Origin of the sequence: Nocardia sp. NPDC058633, from assembly GCF_042717045.1 — a bacterium.
Taxonomy (GTDB): Bacteria; Actinomycetota; Actinomycetes; order Mycobacteriales; family Mycobacteriaceae; genus Nocardia.
In genome coordinates this window covers 268285-287891 of sequence record NZ_JBHXRA010000009.1, presented here as the reverse complement: position 1 = coordinate 287891, position 19607 = coordinate 268285, and the positions used below count along the sequence as shown (strand labels likewise).

The 19607-nt window shown below is 65.3% G+C and carries 20 protein-coding genes, 2 pseudogenes and 1 riboswitch; of the genes and pseudogenes, 8 read left to right on the top strand and 14 right to left on the bottom strand.

From position 1 onward, the window contains the following. Together ACFWUR_RS14690 and ACFWUR_RS14685 are read right to left on the bottom strand one after the other, a co-directional pair. A partial coding sequence (locus ACFWUR_RS14690; protein WP_378906881.1) for a diiron oxygenase occupies positions 1–227 on the bottom strand: 227 nt, incomplete at its 3' end. A gap of 98 nt (positions 228–325) precedes the next feature. Beyond that, positions 326–670 (bottom strand): nuclear transport factor 2 family protein, encoded by a 345-nt coding sequence (locus ACFWUR_RS14685; protein ID WP_378906879.1) that lies wholly within the window; start codon positions 668–670, stop codon positions 326–328. 867 nt (positions 671–1537) lie between these two features. On the opposite strand from ACFWUR_RS14685, the gene ACFWUR_RS14680 reads away from it, so the two are divergent. Then, positions 1538–2713, top strand: a complete 1176-nt coding sequence (locus ACFWUR_RS14680) for a YncE family protein (protein WP_378906877.1) — start codon at positions 1538–1540, stop codon at positions 2711–2713. 9 nt (positions 2714–2722) lie between these two features. On the opposite strand, the pseudogene ACFWUR_RS14675 reads toward ACFWUR_RS14680, so the two are convergent. Then, positions 2723–3085 (bottom strand): annotated as a pseudogene (locus ACFWUR_RS14675) (fumarylacetoacetate hydrolase family protein); the annotation flags it as partial. Positions 3086–3348: 263 nt separating this feature from the next. Between ACFWUR_RS14675 and ACFWUR_RS14670 the strand changes: the two are divergent. Together ACFWUR_RS14670 and ACFWUR_RS14665 are read left to right on the top strand one after the other, a co-directional pair. Next, the gene (locus ACFWUR_RS14670; RefSeq protein ID WP_378906875.1) at positions 3349–4002 is read left to right on the top strand and encodes a TetR/AcrR family transcriptional regulator; all 654 of its coding nucleotides are present in this window, start codon (positions 3349–3351) and stop codon (positions 4000–4002) included. Positions 4003–4134: 132 nt separating this feature from the next. Further along, positions 4135–4352 (top strand): annotated as a pseudogene (locus ACFWUR_RS14665) (FAD-dependent monooxygenase); the annotation flags it as partial. A gap of 201 nt (positions 4353–4553) precedes the next feature. Here ACFWUR_RS14665 and ACFWUR_RS14660 read toward each other — a convergent pair. Then, entirely contained in the window at positions 4554–5654 is a 1101-nt protein-coding gene (locus ACFWUR_RS14660) for an MCE family protein (RefSeq protein WP_378906873.1), read from the bottom strand. Between the two features lie 402 nt (positions 5655–6056). On the opposite strand from ACFWUR_RS14660, the gene ACFWUR_RS14655 reads away from it, so the two are divergent. Then, on the top strand, positions 6057–6728 hold the full coding sequence (locus tag ACFWUR_RS14655; RefSeq protein ID WP_378906871.1) for an HD domain-containing protein: 672 nt from the start codon (positions 6057–6059) through the stop codon (positions 6726–6728). A 33-nt stretch (positions 6729–6761) separates the two neighbouring features. On the opposite strand, the gene ACFWUR_RS14650 is transcribed toward ACFWUR_RS14655, so the two are convergent. The 5 genes from ACFWUR_RS14650 to ACFWUR_RS14630 all read right to left on the bottom strand — a co-directional run bounded on the left by ACFWUR_RS14650 (position 6762) and on the right by ACFWUR_RS14630 (position 11954). Beyond that, entirely contained in the window at positions 6762–7574 is an 813-nt protein-coding gene (locus tag ACFWUR_RS14650; RefSeq protein ID WP_378906869.1) for an ABC transporter ATP-binding protein, read from the bottom strand. Further along, positions 7567–8418 (bottom strand): ABC transporter permease, encoded by an 852-nt coding sequence (locus tag ACFWUR_RS14645; protein ID WP_378906867.1) that lies wholly within the window; start codon positions 8416–8418, stop codon positions 7567–7569. The genes ACFWUR_RS14650 and ACFWUR_RS14645 overlap by 8 nt, the downstream gene beginning before the upstream one ends. Further along, positions 8396–9418 carry an ABC transporter substrate-binding protein gene (locus tag ACFWUR_RS14640; RefSeq protein ID WP_378906865.1) on the bottom strand — a complete coding sequence of 341 codons (1023 nt, stop codon included), beginning with the start codon at positions 9416–9418 and terminating at the stop codon, positions 8396–8398. The genes ACFWUR_RS14645 and ACFWUR_RS14640 overlap by 23 nt, the downstream gene beginning before the upstream one ends. Next, positions 9415–10122, bottom strand: coding sequence for a TenA family protein (locus tag ACFWUR_RS14635; protein WP_378906863.1), 708 nt, complete (start codon positions 10120–10122; stop codon positions 9415–9417). The genes ACFWUR_RS14640 and ACFWUR_RS14635 overlap by 4 nt, the downstream gene beginning before the upstream one ends. Continuing rightward, positions 10113–10209: riboswitch (TPP riboswitch) on the bottom strand. (Overlaps the previous gene by 10 nt.) A gap of 95 nt (positions 10210–10304) precedes the next feature. Next, entirely contained in the window at positions 10305–11954 is a 1650-nt protein-coding gene (locus tag ACFWUR_RS14630) for an FAD-dependent monooxygenase (RefSeq protein WP_378906862.1), read from the bottom strand. A 279-nt stretch (positions 11955–12233) separates the two neighbouring features. Between ACFWUR_RS14630 and ACFWUR_RS14625 the strand changes: the two genes are divergently transcribed. Next, positions 12234–13661 carry an aminotransferase class V-fold PLP-dependent enzyme gene (locus ACFWUR_RS14625; RefSeq protein ID WP_378906860.1) on the top strand — a complete coding sequence of 476 codons (1428 nt, stop codon included), beginning with the start codon at positions 12234–12236 and terminating at the stop codon, positions 13659–13661. An 86-nt stretch (positions 13662–13747) separates the two neighbouring features. Here the strand turns inward: ACFWUR_RS14625 and ACFWUR_RS14620 are convergent, their stop codons facing one another. Next, on the bottom strand, positions 13748–14296 hold the full coding sequence (locus tag ACFWUR_RS14620) for a hypothetical protein (RefSeq protein WP_378906858.1): 549 nt from the start codon (positions 14294–14296) through the stop codon (positions 13748–13750). 65 nt (positions 14297–14361) lie between these two features. Then, positions 14362–14862, bottom strand: a complete 501-nt coding sequence (locus tag ACFWUR_RS14615) for a hemerythrin domain-containing protein (protein WP_378906856.1) — start codon at positions 14860–14862, stop codon at positions 14362–14364. Positions 14863–15045: 183 nt separating this feature from the next. On the opposite strand from ACFWUR_RS14615, the gene ACFWUR_RS14610 reads away from it, so the two are divergent. Then, positions 15046–16269 carry an alcohol dehydrogenase catalytic domain-containing protein gene (locus ACFWUR_RS14610; RefSeq protein WP_378906854.1) on the top strand — a complete coding sequence of 408 codons (1224 nt, stop codon included), beginning with the start codon at positions 15046–15048 and terminating at the stop codon, positions 16267–16269. Positions 16270–16297: 28 nt separating this feature from the next. On the opposite strand, the gene ACFWUR_RS14605 is transcribed toward ACFWUR_RS14610, so the two are convergent. The 3 genes from ACFWUR_RS14605 to ACFWUR_RS14595 all read right to left on the bottom strand — a co-directional run bounded on the left by ACFWUR_RS14605 (position 16298) and on the right by ACFWUR_RS14595 (position 18382). After that, positions 16298–16825 carry a hypothetical protein gene (locus ACFWUR_RS14605; RefSeq protein ID WP_378906852.1) on the bottom strand — a complete coding sequence of 176 codons (528 nt, stop codon included), beginning with the start codon at positions 16823–16825 and terminating at the stop codon, positions 16298–16300. Positions 16826–16985: 160 nt separating this feature from the next. Continuing rightward, the gene (locus ACFWUR_RS14600) at positions 16986–17495 is read right to left on the bottom strand and encodes a MarR family winged helix-turn-helix transcriptional regulator (RefSeq protein WP_378906850.1); all 510 of its coding nucleotides are present in this window, start codon (positions 17493–17495) and stop codon (positions 16986–16988) included. 560 nt (positions 17496–18055) lie between these two features. Next, on the bottom strand, positions 18056–18382 hold the full coding sequence (locus ACFWUR_RS14595) for a hypothetical protein (protein WP_378906848.1): 327 nt from the start codon (positions 18380–18382) through the stop codon (positions 18056–18058). On the opposite strand from ACFWUR_RS14595, the gene ACFWUR_RS14590 reads away from it, so the two are divergent. Both ACFWUR_RS14590 and ACFWUR_RS14585 read left to right on the top strand, forming a co-directional pair. Continuing rightward, positions 18375–18797: a hypothetical protein gene (locus tag ACFWUR_RS14590; protein ID WP_378906846.1), complete on the top strand. Its 423-nt coding sequence runs from the start codon at positions 18375–18377 to the stop codon at positions 18795–18797. The two genes, ACFWUR_RS14595 and ACFWUR_RS14590, sit on opposite strands and share 8 nt — an antisense overlap. A 207-nt stretch (positions 18798–19004) precedes the next feature. After that, entirely contained in the window at positions 19005–19607 is a 603-nt protein-coding gene (locus ACFWUR_RS14585) for a TetR/AcrR family transcriptional regulator (protein WP_378906844.1), read from the top strand.

Here is a 19607-nt window from a genome sequence, read left to right as displayed (position 1 = left end):
GCCTGGTACCAGGGGTGGCGACCGATGGGGTCGGCCGAGGTGACCAGGACCCAGCGCTCGGGCTTGCAGTTCGGATCGAAGTCAGGGGCGTCCCAATCGATGTCCTCGAACGGGTCGAAGTGGCGATCCACCGATGCCTGCGACAGCATCAGCAACTTCTCGGCGTACGCCTGAGCCTCCGCGACTACAGGATCGACGTCAGGGGTGGTGGGCGCAGACATCGTCATCACTGCCTCTCCTCGTGGAACTGTTGCCGTATCTCCGGGTTACCCGTAAATAGGGAGCAGTAACTACACCGAAGCTCGGCGTCCGCAACGCATGACTGCTAATCCGGCACCTTCTCGACAACGGTCACGATGTTGACGATCCTGTTGTTGTCGACGACGAGTCGATCCGCGCCGCGGCAGCGTACCCGGGGTGGGGATGTGAGGTCGTAGATGAGGACCGCTGTGGTGTCGTCGCCGAAGGAGGCGACCAGGGTGGCACCGCGGATCGCGGGCAGGCACTGAGAGATGAACTGCCGGTACGCCTTCGAGCCGTGCAGACTCCGGCTCGGTGTGTCGCAGACGACATCCTCCGCGATGTAGCGCATGGCCTTGCTGAGGTTCCCGGCTGACAATGCGGTGAAATAGTGCAGTGCTGTCTGCACGGCGACGGCGGACTTCGGCATGACTACTCCTTCTGGCAACACAACGCGTCAGGATCGCGCCGCGGGGGCGGCGTGGGGCACCACCTGCATGCGGTGGCGCGACCCGGCAGGACTCGTACGAGGCGGGGGAGCGGGGTCGACCACGGAAAGCAGCTCTTGATCGCCGAGGCGAAATGAGATGTGTAGCAACATGATCGGCAGTGCGTGATCGACGATGCGCCCGGATCGCGTCGATCGAACGGGGAGTCTCCGCTGTGGAACGAGGTGTACGAAAAGCCTTGTGACAGAGCGATACCAGTGATGGTGCATCGACGATGAAGAGTCGATCGGGCGGCCGGCCAGGCGTTTGGCGCCAGACGGCGGTGTAGCGCCGGACATCTTCAACGTCTGTTGAGAATAGGGGCGTATTGCTCACGCCACCGCCCCATCGCGACGTTCGGTGAGATGACACAAAGATCGAAGGCAGAGTTGGTGCACCCCTGAGAGACAGCAAGTTCGGGAGTTCGTCGAAGGTGACCGCCGAGCTCGGTGCTGCGAGATCAGGCGCGAACACGCTTGTCCGCTGGGGCGGCGCAATGGCTGTCGAGCCGTGGCTCATCACAAGACCGGCCGTAGCGATCCTGGTCCACATCCAATGTTCGCCACGGCGGGATGCTGATTTCCTGGGGAACGGTCGCGAACAACTGTTCAGCTGGGATCGTCATAGCGATAGCCACCCGTCGTGGCCGCGGTGTGCGCCATTGCCGCATCACGCACTGGGGTCGCAGACGGTCAGAAGTCAGGAATCTCTGTATGCCTCATCACGGTTCGCCGCTTCAGCGCCGACGGTCGCAATGTCGGCGAAGGATCACCACGGCACTCTTCTGCGCGGTTGCGGCCGTCGGCGGGATGACGGTCGCACCGGCCTCGGGTGCGCCCGAGGGTGTGCAGGAGGTGATGTTCGTCGGCAACAACTGGGACGGCACCGCCGATGTGATCACTTCAACCGGCGGTTACACCAAGCTCGGTCGCATCGACATCATCCCGGACAAAGATCAGCGGATGCGCGAGATCTTGCTCAACCCGATCAAACTCGCCTACTTCCTCGGCGTACGCGAAACCGCAGGACAAGGCCATGACCAGTTCGTCGACGACCTCTACAGCACCCCGGACGGGAGGTCGGTCGTTGCCTCACGGCCGAGTTTCGCGGATGTCGTGTCGATCGATCTGGTGACCGGCGAGCTGAAGTGGCGGTTCCCGGTGTCGGGTAACCGCTCCGACCACATGGCCATCTCGCCGGACGGGCAGTCCGTGGCGGTGTCGGCCTCGACGTCCAACACCGTCCACGTTCTCGACATCTCGACCGGGCGTGAGGTCGGCAAATTCTCCACCGGCGACGCCCCCCACGAGAACGTCTTCACACAGGGCGGGAGATACCTGTGGAACATGGCGATCGGCAACGTCTGGACACCCCTCGACGCCAAAGAGCTCGATGTGACCAAAGGCAACCGATACATCACCATCGTCGACACCTCGAACTTCACGGTGGTCCAGAAGATCGACATGCGGGAGCGGCTCGATGCGTTCGGCCGCCACGACCTGTCCGATGCCGTACGGCCGGTGTCGTTCAGCCCCGACGAGGCCACGTTGTACTTCCAAGTGTCCTTCTTCCACGGATTCGTCGAATACGACCTGGACAGCGACAGGATCACGCGGATCAAGGAGCTACCGAAGAACCCGCACACCAGCCCCATCCGTGAGACGTGGGTCAATGACTCGCGTCATCACGGGATGTCGATGAACCCCGCGGGCACCCGATTGTGTATCGCCGGAACAATGGACGACTACGTCACCATCGTCGACCGCTCGAGCCTGCACGAGGGCCCACTGGTCCCGGCTGCGAAGCCGTACTGGGCCACGATCAATGGAGACGGCCGGCACTGTGTGATCTCCGAGAGTGCCGCCGACCAGGTCACGGCTATTGATTTCGCCACCGGGCAGAAGGTCGTTTCCATCGCGGTAGGGGACCATCCTCAGCGCATTCGGGTCGGACAGGTACCTACCGGATGGAGCACACCGCTGTGATCAGCCGATCGCCGGGGCTTTGAAGAACAGCTTCCACTTGACGTGCGGGGGCAGCGGGGCGCCGATCAGTTCGATCGGCTTCGCCGGCGCACTGAGCGCGGTGCCGATCGGTGTGTCGGTGAGCCGGTTCAGTTCGTCGGCGTCCAACAGCACGAGCGCAGGCCCGACCGGAGTGAATGTCGGATAGGACTTCCCTTCGTAGAACTGGGTTCTCGGCAGTTGCACATCACGAGCGGACACATCGTTGGTGACCACCACTCCCGCGACGTAGTCCGCCGGATTGTCGGCGGTGACACTCGATCCCACGGGTATCGCGCGGCCGAGGGCAAGGCCGATCTCGCCTTCGTAGTCGAGCAGTCGCACATGCGCAGGTGGACCTCGTCAGGGGTGCGCAGGACTGTCATCGAGCCGAACGCCCGGGACCCGCTCGAGGTCGGGCTTCTCGAACTCGATCCAGGCCGGCTTGTGGACCTTCACGATCGGATGGCGTGCTCGGCCCGAATGCTCGTCGGGTCGGGCGCCTCGTTCGCTGTGTAGACCGGTGTGTGCCACACGAACCTCTGAGCATTTCGTCAGAATTGAAAGAGTCGATATGCTATCGGTTGACGCAGACATCGAGGAAGAGGTGGGCAGACGTGACCGAAGCCGGCTCCAATCGACTGGAACGACGAAAGGCGCGGACTCGGTCGGCGCTGGTGGCCGCGGCTCAGTCGTTCATCTCCGCGGGGCGGGTGAACGCGCCCATTCTGGAGATCACGCAAGCCGCCGATGTGGGGATGGGGTCGTTCTACAACCACTTCGACAGCCGTGAGGATCTGTTCCGGGTGGCCGTCGAGGAGGCGCTCGATCGCTACGGCGCCACGCTGGATCTGCTGACTCGAGACCTCGATGATCCCGCGCAGGCGTTCACTCGGAGCTTCCGGCTCAGCGGGCGATTCCACCGGCTCGATCCGACACTCAGCAAGGTGCTGCTCAACAGCTGGCAAACTCTGGTCGCCTCCGACAAGGGGCTGGCGCCCCGTGCCAGACGCGATATCGCCGCCGCCGCCCAGGCGGGCAGGTTCGAGGTGCGAGACCTCGATATGGCCATGACGATCGTCGCTGGATCCGCTGTGTGCCTGGGGCAATTCCTGCACGAGCACCCTGAGCGTGACGACGCCACGGCAACCGATCGGGTAGCTCAGGATCTACTCCGAATGTTCGGGCTGTCCGCACGGGAAGCTCGGGAGATCGCCGATCTTCCGCTTCCCGTCGTGGAAGGGCTGGTGCTCGGCGCCGCGGTGGCCTGACGCCCCCGCCGTCGCCGACGAGGCCGGTGATCTCGTCCGAAACGCTTGACTGACCTCGAGTGGCGATATCGTCAGTTCAGTCGATCGTGGAGGAGGCGGCCGTGAGCGACCGCATGGGGCCACCCCCGTGTCGTGATTGTCGGAGCCGGTCCGACGGGGCTCGCCGCCGCGACAATGCTGGCCCGGCGCGGCGTGGGCGCCTTGCTGCTCGACCGCTGGGATGGGGTCTATCCGCAGCCGCGTGCTGTGCACCTCGACGGCGAGGTCCGCCGCATCCTGGCCGGTCTCGGCGTAGACGGCGCGTTCGCTGCCATCACCCGTCCGCTCTCGGGCTGCGGCTGGTGGACAGGGCAGCGATTTACACCGTTGGTTGCGCCGGGCCGGAACAAGAGCTGCCCTCGTGCGCCCCGACGGTGTGGTGCAGCACTGCGGGCGAGATGTCGCCGCGTTGTGTACCAGACTTCCCTCGAGTGTGGTTGCGCTGCAAAGCATTCCCGCACAGCCGTGGGGGAGGGGCGCCTGACGACAGGTCACCCGGCGACCGGGGTCCGCTATGGCTTCGTCAGTCCGAGCAGTGCGGCGGTGAGCCCGTAGTCGGGGCCGAAGTCCTGGACGTTCCCGGTGCGGCAACCATCGGCGCGCATCTGGATCCGCTCACAGAACACACTGATCACCTCACCCGACAGGGCGGTACCGATCAACGCCTGTGAGCGGAACACGCCACGATCCTTGTCCATCGAGCCGTCGAGGTTCTGCATCAGAAGTGGCACTACGTCGACGATTTCGACCATCGCGCCCGAGTTGGCACGCAGCTGGTTGGTGACGTTGGTCAGCCCGGTCAGCGAGGCGGCCAGTTCGTCCTGGTGCCCGGCGAAGGTCGTCGAGGTGTTGGCCAGGAACTGGTTGAGCTGATCGAGGGTGGCCTGCAGGCCGGGGGCCTGTTCGGCGAGCAGCCCCGACATCGCGGTCATCCGGTCGCTGAAATCGCGCACCGATTGATCGTTGTCGGCCAACATCGTGGTGAGCTCGTTGAGCTTGATGATGATGTTGGAGATGGCGTCTTTGTTGTCGACACCGACCTTCAACGCCCCCGAGAGCGCGTCGAGGGTTTCGCGGATCTTCTGGCCGTTGCCGTTGAGTACCGGGTAGAGCACCCGGCCCGACAGTGGGCCGAGCCCCTCTTGGCCGGGTTCGGGTTTCAGCGCGGCGGCGAACTGGTCGATGGTCTTGATCATCGTGTCCAGCTCGACGGGGGTCCTGGTGCGTGCCTTGGGCAGGTGATCGCCGGACTTCAGTGTCTCCCCGCCGGTGTAGGGCGGGCTGACCTCGATGTGGCGGTCGGTGACGATCGAGGGCGAGATGATCGCCGCGATCGCGTCCTTCGGGACCTTGACGCCGGCGTCGATGGTCATGTGGACCTCGACGTAGGTGCCCTTGGGCACGATCTTGTCGACCTTGCCCACCGCGAGGCCGAGGACCATGATCTCGTTGCCCTCGTACATGCCGGCGATGTTCTCGAAGTCGGCGGTGATCTTGGTCGAACGGCCGAGAGCGTCGCCCGGGGGGAGGGAACAGCCGGTCATCGCGATGGCCGCTGCTCCCGCGGCCAGCAAGCGAACTCGATTGATCCAAAGGTCTTGCAGGTAAGCCACTTCGGGCCCCCTTTTCCGTCGGACGTGGCGCGGATGTGACCCGGCCACCGATGCGATGTGTGACCTCGGGCGCTCGCTGCGGCCGGTGAGACATCTCAGGCGGCAGCTCGGCGAAGTCGATTGCTGAGTCGCAGGTGGTTGTGTGGAGTGAGGAGCGTGTCGATTCGAGCTCACGCCCCGAGTTATTGACGATATAGTCACATGTGATCGACACCTCAGGCAAGGATTTTGACGAAATAATCAAACATGAGGAATTTGTCCACCAACTTTCGGTTGGCCGCCCCACGGACGATGATCTATCCCACAACCTTCAGCCTGATTGAAACTCGCAGCTATGCTTCAATCAGCCTGAAGGTTGTGGGATGTGATGGCAACCCGGGCGCACCGAGAGGAGCAAACCCCATGTCGCAGAAAACGTTTGACAACGAACCCCTGGCGCTACCGACCACGCCGGTCGCGAAGCAAACCCACCGGCTGATCACCGAGGCCCTCGACAAGCCGGTGTACCACCACAGCGTTCGCGGGTTCCTCTTCGGCCGCGCCCTCGCCGCCACCCAGGGTTTGCGGCCTGGTGCGGACTACGACGAGGAGCTCGTGTACCTCATCTGCGCGCTGCACGATATCGGCCTGGCCGAACGCGCCAACGGCACACGGCGATTCGAGATGGACGGCGCGGATTTCGCGGCCGAATTCCTCGAAGCGCAGGGCATTCGCGATGAGCGCGTCGACATCGTCTGGGATGCCATCGCCGCACACACAACCGGGCTCAGCGACTCCCCGGTGTACCGCCGACGGCGACCCGCCGCCATCTGGATCGCGGTCACCGGTATCGGACTCGACGTCGGCGGCGGACCCGCGGACCTGCCTGCGGGATTCGCGGACCTGGTCCACGCCCGCTATCCGCGACTCGGCGGCACACGGGCTCTCACCGACATCATCGAACGTCAAGCCGTCGCGGACCCGCGCAAAGCACCACCGGGCTCGCTGCCGGGCGAGATCCTGCGGCTGCGTCATCCGCAGTTGGTGCCCTACACATGGGACATGATTCTCGACGCGAGTGGCTGGCAGGACTGACTCGGCTACCGGGTCGGCGCTGCCGGCGGCGTACTACACCTGCCGCTGTTCGGCGAACGACCGACGCGATTCCTCGTGCAGGATCGTGAGCAGTTCCTCTTCCAGCGCGACGAATTCGGGGGCGGTGATCGTGGACAATTCGCGCGGTCGAGGCAGGTCGATGCGCAGTTCGTGGCGCACCGTGGCCGGGCGGGCCGACAGTACGATCACGCGGTCCGACAAATACACCGCCTCACGGACATCGTGGGTGATCATCAGGACCATCCAGCGGTAGCGCTGCCAGACCTGTTGTAACCACGACTGCATCTCGGTGCGGGTCAGCGAGTCGAGCGCGCCGAAGGGTTCGTCTAGCAGCAGCAGTTCACGCTCTTGGACCACGGTCCGCAGTAGTGCGGCCCGCTGGCGCATCCCACCCGATAGTTGGGACGGGCGGGCGTCCTCGAAACCGGACAGGCCGAATATCGGGAACAGCTCCCGGGCACGGCGACGAGCCTCCGTTTTCGGGACACCCTGAACGCGCAAGCCGAGGATGGTGTTGTCCAGGATGGTTCGCCAGGGGAACAGCAGGTCCTTCTGCGGCATGTAGGCGCAATGCGATGCGATGTCCTCGCCGTCGGCCGCGCGAAAGCCGACGCTGCCGGAGTCGGGGGATTCGAGTCCGGCCAGCATGTTGAACACGGTGCTCTTGCCGCAACCACTCGGCCCGATGACGGTGACGAACTCGCCCGATCGGACGGTGAACGATATCCCGCCCAGCACCTCGAGGTCCGGGCTGCGCCGACCGGGCTGTGGAAACGACTTGGTGAGATGGTCGACGACGATTCGATCACCCGCGGCGTCAGTCACGTCGGCTCCTGTTCTGCGCACGTGACCACGGCGCCACGAGGCGTTCGATGGCGAACGTCGACAGGTAGAGCGCGATGCTCAGCACGGCCGCGACCAGCACCGCCGCCAAGACCAGGTCGGTGCGGAACGAATTCTTCTGCAGGTTCATGTAGATCCCGAGACCGACGCTCGCCCCGACGTATTCGGCGAACACCGCGCCCACCACCGCGTAGGTGATGCCGATCCGCAGTGCCGTGAAGAATCGCGGCAACGCGGACGGCAGTCGCACATAACGGAACACCTGCAGTCGGGAGGCGCCCATGCTCCGTAGCAGTGCGCCCGCGTCGCGGTCGGCCGCGGCGAATCCCTCGATCAGGCCGATGGCCATCGGGAAGAAGGTGACCAGCGCGACCACCAAGATCTTCGGCAGTAGTCCGAACCCGAACCAGATGATCATCAACGGTGCGATCGCGACGACCGGCACGGTCTGCGACGCGACGAACAACGGCACCAACGCGCGCCGCAGCCACGGCGAGAAGTCCACGACCACCGCCAGCACCCACGCCAGACTCAGCGACACCGCGAACCCGATCAGAGTCACCTGCAAAGTGGCGGCCGCATGGGAACCGATCTCGTCGCGGTGCGCCCAACCCTGCTGGACGACCCGCAGCGGCGAGGGCAGCACCTGCGGACGGACACCACTGCTCGTGACGTAGACCTGCCAGATCGCGATGAGCGCCGCCACCGTGACGAACGACGGCACCGCCCACCGAAGCCCTGCCCAGCGAGCCGTCCCGCCGTCGTCGCCGAACGGAGTCGACGGCGACGCGGCTACGGACAGCTCACGGGTTGGCGAGGTACTCATCGGTGAAATACGTCGACCAATCGGGTTCGGTGGTCAGCGGCTTTCCATCCGGGCCGGTCAGCAGACCGCCCCGGTACAGGAAGCTGGAATTGGCCGACCACTGCTGCACCGTCTGGGTGCCCACCTTGCCCTCGGCGTCCTTCATGAACTGCTCGGCCAGCATGCGCTGGCTCTCGAACACCAGCGACTCGTCGTTGAACGCGCCCGGATTGGCGTCGATGAGATCCTGGGCCGCCGCGTCCGGATCGTCCGCGGCGAACTGGTAGCCGCGTTGCAGCGCCTGCACGAATTTCGCGGCGCGGTCCGGGTTCTCGGCCAGCCAGCCCTCGTTGCCGTCGATCACGATCGCGTAGGCGTCCGGGAAGCCGAAATCGGTGTACCGGAAGTACCGCATCGGGGTGCCGTGGTGCTCGGCCTCGATCCCTTCCCAGGCCAGATACGAGACGGTGAAGTCCGCCTTGCCGGAGTAGACCGCTTCATAAGCCGACGAACCCAGCACCACCGAGGTGAAATCGCCGGTGCCACCGTCGTTGCGGATGACCTGCTGTAGGGCTTCGCGCTCGCCCGGGTCGCCGAAACCGGCGTAGGTCTTGCCGTCGAGGTCCTTGGGGCTCGCGAGGTCGGCGCGATCGGCGCGCACCCCGATGCCCGTCGCCCAGTGCTGTAGTGGGGCGAGCACGGACTTGACCCGCGCACCCGACGCGCGGGCGAAGGTCGACGAATTGTGGGTACTGATCCCGAATTCCGCGTTTCCGGCATCGATCAACGTGTCGACCGAGGTGTTGTTGTACGGCAGGACCTGCACATCCAGGCCGGCGTCGGCGAAGTAGCCGCGCTGCAACGCCACGTAGAGCCCTACATGGTTGGTATTCGGCGTCCAGTCCAGCGCGAACCGGATGGTGTGATCCGAGGCGCCGCCCGCACCGCAGGCGGTGACCAGTGACAGGGTGGCGACGGTGGTCGCCAGGACCGCGAGTGCGCGGCGCAGACGCCCGTTCATGCGGCGGGCCAGGGCTGCGGATGCAGGGCGGTGTCCCAGAACATCAACTCGTAGCGCACGGCGAGGACGAAAGCCTTCTCCATCGCCGCCCGCTCCTGCTCGCTCGCCGATTCGGCCGCGGCGTCGACCAGCGATCGAGCCGTGGCCGCGGACTGCTGGAACTCCGCCGCGCCGTAGGTGGTGACCCACTGGGCGTACGGGTGCGCGGAGTCGGCGGCGATCACCTTCGCGGCGCTCACGGCCAGTTCGCGCCCCACTTCGGCGTAGATCCAGAAACAGGGCAGCGCGGCCGCCGCGGCGACGGCATAGGACTCGGTCGCGGCCGCGGCGATCAGGTAGGAGACATAGGCCAAGCAGGTCTGCGAATGCTCCGGCTCGCCCTGGCGCGGGGGCAGCGCGCCACCGGTGAGCAGCTGCTCGTGCATGGCGGACTCGACGGCGGCGGCGTTCGCGGAGGAGCTCGCCCAGAAGGCCGCGGTCTGCGGGTCGGGCGACTTGGCGGCGAGTATCGCCAGCGCCTTCGAATACCCGGTGAGATACAGCGAATCCTGCTCGATATAGGTGCGGAACACCTCGAGCGGCAACGTGCCCTCGCCGAGGTGTCGGAGGAATTCCAGCTCGTCGATCGCACTCCGCAGGACCTTGGTCCGGTCCCAGAGGTGATCGGTGAACAAATCTGTATTCGTGGTGTGGGCGTGCAACACCGTGACATCCCTTCGTCAGCATTACCTGAACAGGTTCATCGGGTCTGTTCTCAGCCTCGCGGTCGCGAGACACCCCGTGTCAGAACTCGACCGACACTAGCAGCGACCGCCGACACGCGGGCAACGCCCGGTTCCGCGTGTAGCCCCGGTCACGGTGGTAGCTGTTCGGCGCACGCGCGGGATCAGGCGGTCCCCAGGACGCTTTCGGGTGCCGGGGCGAAGGTCGATCCGATATGACGGATGAGGTCGTCGGGGGAGGCGGGGGAGGCGGCGTAGCCGAGGTATCCGTCGGGGCGGACGACGTAGGCCGCACCGGCCGCGCAGCGATACCGCCGGGCGAAGTCGCCGTCACTGTCGCGGATGACGGGCAGGGTCGTCGGGCCGACGGTGGCCGCCGGGCTCGCGATCAGGTACGTGTCGAGGTGGTCGTCGGTGAGTTTCCTCAGCAGGTCGACGTGGCGTTCCAGCTCGGCGAGATTGGCGGTGTCGCCGGCGTTGTCGACGTAGCGGAGCAGCGTGTGGCCGGGGCCCGCGAGCAGGGTGAACAGGCGGAAAGCAGATGTCACGCCGTCTCGGGTCAGCCCGGTCGCGTCCGGAGCGCGACTGCCCGCGGTGGGTGACGGTGCGCCGGTGGGGGATTCGGTGACGATGGGACTGTCGCGATAGTCGATCAGCAGCTGCGCCTCGCGGAGCACGACGCGTTCGGGGTCCGATTCGTCCACGCCGATCCCGTCGCGAGCGTTGCGGACAGTGCGACCGACCACCTCCTCGCCGACCGGCCTGCGCTCGGCGTCATAGCTGGCCAGCAAGGACGGCGCGGCCACCTCCGCGACAGCCAGCGCGAGCTTCCACGCGAGGTTGTGGGCGTCCTGGATGCCGGTGTTCATGCCCTGGGCGCCCGTCGGCGGATGGATGTGGGCGGCATCGCCCGCGACGAAAACCCGTCCCCGCCCATAGGAGTCGACGATGCGATGGCTGATTCGGAAGACCGAGGACCAGCGCAGATGGGAGGCGGTCACCGGTTCCGGCGCGAGCCGGTCGAGCACCGCTTGGATGTCGGCCAGTCGCGGGCCGGGCCCGGTGGACAGTCCGTGCTCGACCTTGTCGCCGCCCACGGAGGTGTCGGACTCGAGTTCCGGGGGAACCCGCATCGACACCCGGTAGCGGTGGCGGCCGGGCAGCGGGATGCACACCAGTGCGTCGTCGGTGACACCGTTCGTCTGGTGCATCGACCGGATGTTGTAGCCGTGTGGCTGCGACCAGTCCAGTTCGACGTCGCCGAGCATGTACTGCTCGGCGAAAGCCGCGCCCTCGAACGACAGGCCCAGCGACTTGCGGACGGTGCTGTGCGCACCGTCGCAGCCCACCAGATACCGAGCCCGCACCATGTGCTCGCCTTGCGGACCGGCGAGTACCGCATCGACGCCGTCCTCGTCCTGGGTGAACCCCACAAGCCTGATCCCGCGCTCGACGCGCGTACCCAGCGATTCCAGGTGTTGTCGCAGGATCCGTTCGGTCTCGTACTGGGGGAGTCCGATGAAGCCGAAGGGGACCTCGGGTGGCAAAGCCAGATCCATTCGGTCGGCCTCGACGCCGTTGATGTACACGATCTGGCCGCGCAACACAATCCCGGCGTCGAGGACCTCCCGCAGGATGCCCATCGCCTCGAACACCTCCAGTGTGCGGGGCTGGATGCCCACCGCTTTCGCGTACTGCGGCGGATCGGATCGCGCGTCGACGATCCGGCACCGCGCACCGTGTCGGACCACCTCCACGGCGGCCGCCGAACCCACCGGACCCGCGCCGACGATCAGAACATCGGTATCGAACATGCGACATCACCTCGTGCTGGAAGCCCCCGCCTCATGTTGTCCGCTGATCGTACGCCTGGCACCGACCCGAGGGATCCCCCGAACCAACGGGTCGCGGCCGGGACTTCATCGCACCTGTTCGCGGTACGACACACGTCGCGTCGGCACCCATCGGCGCACCGGACCTCTACCCTGTGTGCGGTGGCGACGACCCCGCGTGTTGTTCCCCCTCCCCGTGGCACGAGCGAGCCGAGCCACCCCGGTGAACAGGTGGTCGATGGTGCACCGCCGCCTCGACACATGACCGCGGCACAGTTCCGCGAGCACGGTCGTGCCGTGGTGGACTGGGTGGCGGACTACTGGGAGCGGGTCGAGTCGTTGCCGGTGCTGTCGACGGTGGCCCCCGGTGAGGTGCGCGCACTACTGCCGCAGTGTCCGCCCGACGTCGGCGAGCCCTTCGACGCGCTGCTCGATGACATGGATCGCATCATCGTCCCCGGCTTGACGCATTGGCAGCATCCCGGCTTCTTCGCCTATTACCCGACGGGTGCATCGGGGCCTGCCGCGCTGGCCGATCTGCTGATCTCCGGGTTGGGAGTGCAGGGGATGCTGTGGCAGAGTGCCCCGGCCTGCACCGAACTGGAGCAGCATGTCCTCGACTGGCTCGCCGGGTTGATCGGCCTGCCCGAACGTTTCACTTTCGCGGGCAGCGGCGGCGGTGTGGTGCAGGACGGAGCCTCGAGCGCGATGCTCGTCACGCTGCTCGCGGCGCTGCACCGGGCCTCAGAGGGGCGGGTCGTACGTGACGGTATCGACCGTGGGCGCTACGCCGTCTACACCTCGACCGAGGCCAACTGCGGTTTCGAGAAGGTCGCGCGGATCACGGGTCTTGGCTCCTCGGCCGTGCGTTTCATCGAGACCCGCGCCGACCTGTCGATGGATCCGGAGGCGCTGCGGACGGCGATGGAACAGGATGTGGCTCGTGGCCGGACCCCTGTTCTGGTGATGGCGACAGTGGGCACGACGTCGACCGGCGCGGTCGACCCGGTCCAGTTCATCGGCCCGGTGTGCCGCGAATACGGTGCCTGGCTGCACGTGGACGCCGCATACGCGGGCGTCGCGGCGATATGTCCTGAGCTGCGGTGGATCAACGCGGGCGTGGCGGAGTTCGCCGATTCCTACGCGACCAACCCGCACAAATGGCTGCTCACCGCGTTGGACTTCGATGCCTGCTATGTCGCCGATCGGGGCGCGCTGACCGGCGCGTTGTCGGTGCTGCCGGAATACCTGCGCAACAGCGCGAGCGAATCCGGTGCTGTGGTGGACTACCGGGATTGGCAGGTGCCGGTGGGACGTCGGTTCCGGGCGCTGAAGCTGTGGGCGGTGATCCGCTGGTACGGCGCGGCCGGGCTGCGCGAACATATCCGCCACAGCGTGGGTCTGGCCCAGCAGTTCGCCTCGTGGGTGGGTGCGGACGATCGTTTCGACGTGCTGGTCCCGCATCCGCTGTCGCTGATCTGTTTTCGGTTGCGCGGGGGAGACGAGGTCAACCGGGCACTGATGGACGCGGTCAACGCGACGGGCCGAGTCTTTCTGTCCCACACCGTGGTCCGCGGCGCATTCGCGCTCCGGTTGGCTGTCGGGGGCACCGCCACCCGTCATGAGCATGTGGCCACCGCGTGGGCGCTGGTGAGCGAGTGGGCGGATGTCGTCGCCGCGCCGCACTGACTCCTGCGTGATGTCGGCCCGACGTGATGCGGTGCGAGCCGCCGCCGAACCAGGGCTCGGCGGCGGCTCGCACCTGTCGTGGAGAATCAGTACACAGTGAACGTGCCCGTGAGTGCCGCCTCGGTCACGCCGGGGCAGGCCTGTTCGGTGGTCACCGTGTTGTCGTCCGACGCGGTATGCCCGGCGTAGGTGCCGGAGTCGATGCTGATCGGGAAGGTGGCCGGACCGGACCCCTTGGCCTTGCTCTGATTGCCCGCGGACTTGCTGCTGATTGCGCTGGTGCTGCCATCGGACCACGTGATGGTGCCCGTGCCCTGATGAACGTTGACCTTGCCGTCGCAGGAGGCGACCTCGGTGCCCGCTTCATCCATCCTGACGGGGTAGGGCTCACCGCTGTCGACCGCGGACCCCACACAGTCGGTGAATTCGGTGGTAGCGGTCCATTCGACCTTCGTCGGCATCTCGCCCAATCCGGTACCGGCCCAGGCGACGGTGCCGTTTTCGGTGCAGGTGATGATCGGGTCCGCAGTTCGGTTACCGGGCGGTGCGGCAATGCCCGGCGCGGCGAACGGGATGATCCCGAACGACGCGCTCGCGAGAACAACGGCACCGGCTAGACGATATCGAGTGAACATTCGTCTCCTTGGTCGTTCCTGCTCGGCTGGATGTCCGCATCAGAGATTAATGGACCGTGGACGTATCAGGCGGTCATCGCATGGACGGCCTTCTTCAGCGCGCCGGGTCGGGTAGGTGAAGTCGGCGCCTTCTTCCGCAATTCGATCATCCGGGCACCGATTTCCTGAAGGCGCTTGCGCCCCAGCTCCTCTCGAACCTTCGGGAACCATTCGTCCTCTTCTTCGTCGATGTGATGGTCGACGTTCTCGATCAGCACGGTGGCCTTGGCGGTGAACCGCTCGTCGTCGGGCTTCATCGCCGCCAGTTCCATCACCAGCACGTCGGCGACGTGGTGTTCTTCGTACGATTCGAGAATGTCGTCCTCGAGCTCGGGAAGCAATTCGCGAACCTCTGGATACATGCACTCGTTCTCGAGATAGGTGTGCACGGTCAGCGCTTCGATGATCTTCTTCACGAGGCGTCCCTTGGTGGCGTGCGCGTCGTGCCCGGCCTTTTCGAAGTCTCGGAACAGTTTTCGGATCGCCTTGTGATCCTCACGCAGAAGAACAATCGCATCAGTGGACATCGATACTCCCTCGAAGTGTCAGAACTGTGGCTGCTGGTCGTTATTTTTCGCATACCCCGCCCGACATCACTCAATCGGATGAGCCGGCTCGTTGATCCGGATTGGCCCGGCCCGGACCGGGTAGGCACCGCCTGTGCGGCTGTGTCGATATCGAGCGTTCTCCGACGACAAGTAGAGGTAGCGATGAAGGCAGTCACGTGGCAAGGCAAACGTAAAGTCGCTGTGGACACGGTGCCCGATCCCCGGATCGAGGCCGCCACCGACGCTGTCATCCGGGTCACTTCGACCGCGATCTGCGGCTCGGATCTGCATCTGTACGAGGTACTGGGCGCCTACATGAGCGAAGGCGACATACTCGGACACGAGCCGATCGGCATCGTCGAGGAAGTCGGGTCGGCGATCACCGACCTCGCCGTCGGCGATCGCATCGTGGTTCCGTTCCAGATCAGCTGTGGTCACTGCTATATGTGCGACCTCGGCCTGATGACCCAGTGTGAGACAACGCAGGTGCGTGAACAGGGCAGCGGTGCGGCGCTGTTCGGCTACTCCAAACTCTACGGCCAGGTCGCGGGCGGTCAGGCGGAGTATCTGCGAGTACCGCACGCCGACTTCACCCACATCAAAGTCCCCCCTGGCCCGGACGACACCCGATTCCTCTACCTGTCCGACGTGCTGCCCACCGCTTGGCAAGCCGTCGAATACGCGCAGGTGCCCGAGGGCGGCTCACTCACCGTGCTGGGTCTGGGCCCGATCGGCGACATGGCCTGCCGGGTCGCGGCGCAGCGCGACCTGAAGATCTTCGGGGTCGATCGAGTACCCGAACGGCTCGCCCGCGCGGCGCGATTCGGGGTCGAGACCATCGACTTGGACGCCGCGGGCGGCAAGGTCGCCGACATCATCCGCGACGCCACCCAGGGACGCGGCACCGATGCGGTGATCGACGCGGTCGGAATGGAAGCCCACGGCTCCCCGGTAGCCGCCACCGCGCAATGGTCGGCCACGCTCCTCCCGGACGCGGTGGCGGAAAAGCTCATGAACACCGTCGGCGTGGATCGCTTGGCTGCCTTCCAGTCGGCGATCGATATCGTCCGACGGGGCGGCACGATATCCCTGGTCGGTGTCTATGGCGGCATGCTCGACCCACTCCCGATGCGAGTCCTGTTCGACAAGCAGATCCAGCTCCGCATGGGTCAGGCCAATGTCAAGCGATGGGCCGACGACATCATGCCGCTGCTGGTCGACGACGACCCGCTCGGCGTGGAAACCTTTGCCACCCATCGCCTCCCGCTCGCCGCCGCGCCCGAGGCGTACGAGATGTTCCAGCACAAGACCGACGGGGCCGTCAAAATAGTCCTCGACCCCACCGCTCAGCCGGATCGACCGGAGCAGATGTCGGCGAAGGGATGACCACCGTTCACGTCACCCTGGGGTCGACCTACCCGCCGCCCGTGGTGAGGTGGCCGGTGGATGCGCGATCGACTGAGTCGGCCGCGCCGACTCGGTCGGGGTCGGGCGCAGAGTCGTCGACGGAGCTGTGGTCGTCGACGGAGCTGTGGTCGTCGTGGACGGCGTCGATGGGGTCGTCCGTGCCGCGGGCGTTGTGGACACCTCCGGTGACGTGTATGTGGTGGTCGGACTCGCCGGAGGTAATGTTCGTGTCGGCCAGGTCGGACCGGCTTCGGGCGGCGCTGTACTCGGAGGTTTGTCGGGTGGGTGCGCCCGAGAACGTCTCCGTGTTGTTCACCCGCATCGGCGGGCTCGAATCCGCCCGCACCATGATCGTTATCCCGATCGCCGTGGTCATCACAGCTGCCGCGACGCCCGCTCGCGACAGCTGTCGTCGGAACCGAGCGGGCGATGTGGCCGCGGCGGGCCGGCCGTGCCGCGGCGGGATCGGGGTTCGAGGTTCGGTATCGCTGACCGGCTCCGCCGCCGGGTCGTCGCTGTTGTCGACGGGTTGCATTCAACTCCTGCTTTCTCCTCGGAAGTCGCCGACCGCTGGGAACCGGTGGCGATACTCCGGACGGCACAGACTGTGAAAGAAGTGACCAGCCCGCCTTCCGTCCGTCGAAAGAAGACCGAGGGTCGAACATCGAATCCGGTAGGCGTCGTGATTCCCTTTTTCAGGGTCTCGAGTAGGGGTCCACATCGCGCAGCCGTTGCCGGTGGATTCGTTGCAGTTCGCCCGCACGGGTGAGAAAGTCCGCGATTATTTCGAGTTCGGAGGTGTCGTAATAGCTCAGCAACATCTTGTAGCTCTCGACGATCATGGGCACGACGAGTTCCTGTATACGATGGGCCGCGAGTTCGGTGGCCACCACAATCACGCGACGACGATCGGTCGGGTGCAGGGTGCGGGCTATATAGCCTTGTTTCTCCAGTCGGTTGAGCATGATCGTGACGCCCGCGGCGGTGAGGCCGAGCTTTTCGGCCAGCCTTCCCGGTGTCGTGGACTTCTCGTCCTCGAGCAGCACTATCTCCAGCGCGCGCCGATCGGTCTCGTTCACGCCGAGCACTCTGATCAATTCGCGGATCAGATCTTCGACGGTTCCGTGATAGAACTCCAGCGCCCTTTTGAGCTCGACCGAGATCCGGGCGGGTTCGCTTGTTGTCGGGCACACGGGCTTTCCCATCGATCACTTGAAACAGACAACCGCTCGGCAGAACTCACCCGTCGGGGCGTGCTCGGTGGCCGAGTGCCGGATTCTGTTCGGGGCAATCGGGGCAATCGGGGCAATCGGGGCAATCGGGGGGATCGGTGGACTCGATGGGGATCGAGTGCGGCGGCCGGGAAATCGCGAGTGCGTGCCATTGTTTCCCTGCGTGCAGGAGGGATCGCCGCCGGGCGTTCGAAGCGGGCATCTTGGCTCCTGTCATTCGATTGGTCGTCGGCCCGAACCGCGGCTGACGAACATCACGAAAGCGGCACCGCACCGGCCGTCGAAGCGGCCGTGGCTGTGTCGGACATGCACTGTACGACACGGCGGCCGGGCGATACTGCGCATCGGAGTATTCGGTCGACGCGGCTGCCCGATGCCAAACCTCAAGCAGGGCAACCACTATCGGCAACAACGCCTGCCCGGACCAGCTGAGGTGAGTCTGGGCCGGGTTGCTCGGACAACCCGGCCCAGGCTGTTCACCACGGGCTGTTCACCGCAGGGCGTCGGCCATCACGCCGTGGCCCTGTACGGGCTCAGGTGACAGAAGTGGTGGTGAGGGTCGGGGACGGGTTGGGGTAACACGAGGTCGCGACATTGCCGACAAATGAGACATTGGTCGTCATGGTCATGCCGGGACTGGTGTAGCTGGTCCCCGCGTACTTGCTGGTGATCGACGTTCCGGCAGCGCCGGCGGTGACGTTGATGGTCACCGCGGGCGGGGTGAAGCTGGTACCGCCTGCGATCGGGCCCGGCACGGTCAGGACGACATTCCCGCCCGAGGTGGCGACGGTGCCTGCCACGGTGCCACCGGAGGCGGTAGCCGAGACCACTGTCGAATTCGCGGGAGTCGGAATGGTCATCTTCAGGTTGCTGATGTTGTTCACGGTGAAGCCGGAAGCCGAACTGGGAACCGACGAGGCGCCCGGTGTGATGGTGATGGCCACCGCGGAACCCGACGCCGCCGAGCTCGGCGCGGTGCCGGTCACCGAGGTGTTCATGTTCGAGGTTTGGCTGATACCGAAGACGGTGCCCCGGCAGTTCCAGTTGACGCTGACGGGCGCAGCATTCACCGGTGCGGCCAAACAAAAGACAGTAGCGACGGCAACCGGAGCAAGAAGGCCGGCGCGAAACAGGGACGATGTCGATCTCATGGCGATCTCCAGGAAATGTCGAGCAGCGGTACGACGGGATGTCCAACCGCAAAAAGGGTGTTCAAAAAATATAACCCGCCCCCATCTTTCTGTGGTCGAAATCGCTGATCCGAGTATGTCGTGAATATCATTATCTGTAATTAGATATTTACTCCGAATAGTTAATTGCAGAAAAGCTTTCGATATCGGTCGATCGGTCGCGCGGCGATTGTGCACGGTGCCGGTGACAGGTCTGCTCGGTCGGGGCACGACCGCGATCGGCGGCTGCCCGTGGGTGTGCGCGCACATCCGCTCACCTCGCCGGACCGGGCGCGCTCTACGATCGACATCGATGACTGACAGTCGAGTGGACGGGCGCACGCTGCGGTATCGGGATCGCCGACCCGAATTGCTGGCCGCGGTCACGGAGTACGTGCTCGATCACGGTATCGACGATGTGTCCCTGCGGCCTGTTGCCGCAGCACTCGGGGTATCGCACGCGACACTGCTGCGTCACTTCAAGTCGAAAAACGAGCTGCTGTTGCATGTCGGAGAAAAGATCCGTGGCGACTTCGTCACCTCCTGGCAGCACGACGAGCACTTCAACACCGCGACGTCGGCTGCCGAACTGGTGCGCATGGTGTGGACGAGGTTGTGTGAGCCCAAGGAACAGCGCCAGTTCATTCTGCTGTTCCAGCTGGTAGGTCGTGTGGCACGCGTTCCCACCGATGCGCAAGCGTTGGCGCCGTCGATCGTCGACGACTGGCTGATCCCGATCGAGGAACGCTTGTGTGCCGATGGTTGGCCTTCGAGTGAGGCGCGCAGCATCGCCACCCTCGTCTTGGGGCAGATCCGCGGACTGCAGTTGGACCTGCTCCTGACCGGAGATCGCGCTCGTATCGACGCGGCGTTCGATACGGCGATCGCGATGATGCATCAACCTCGGCGGGCCTGA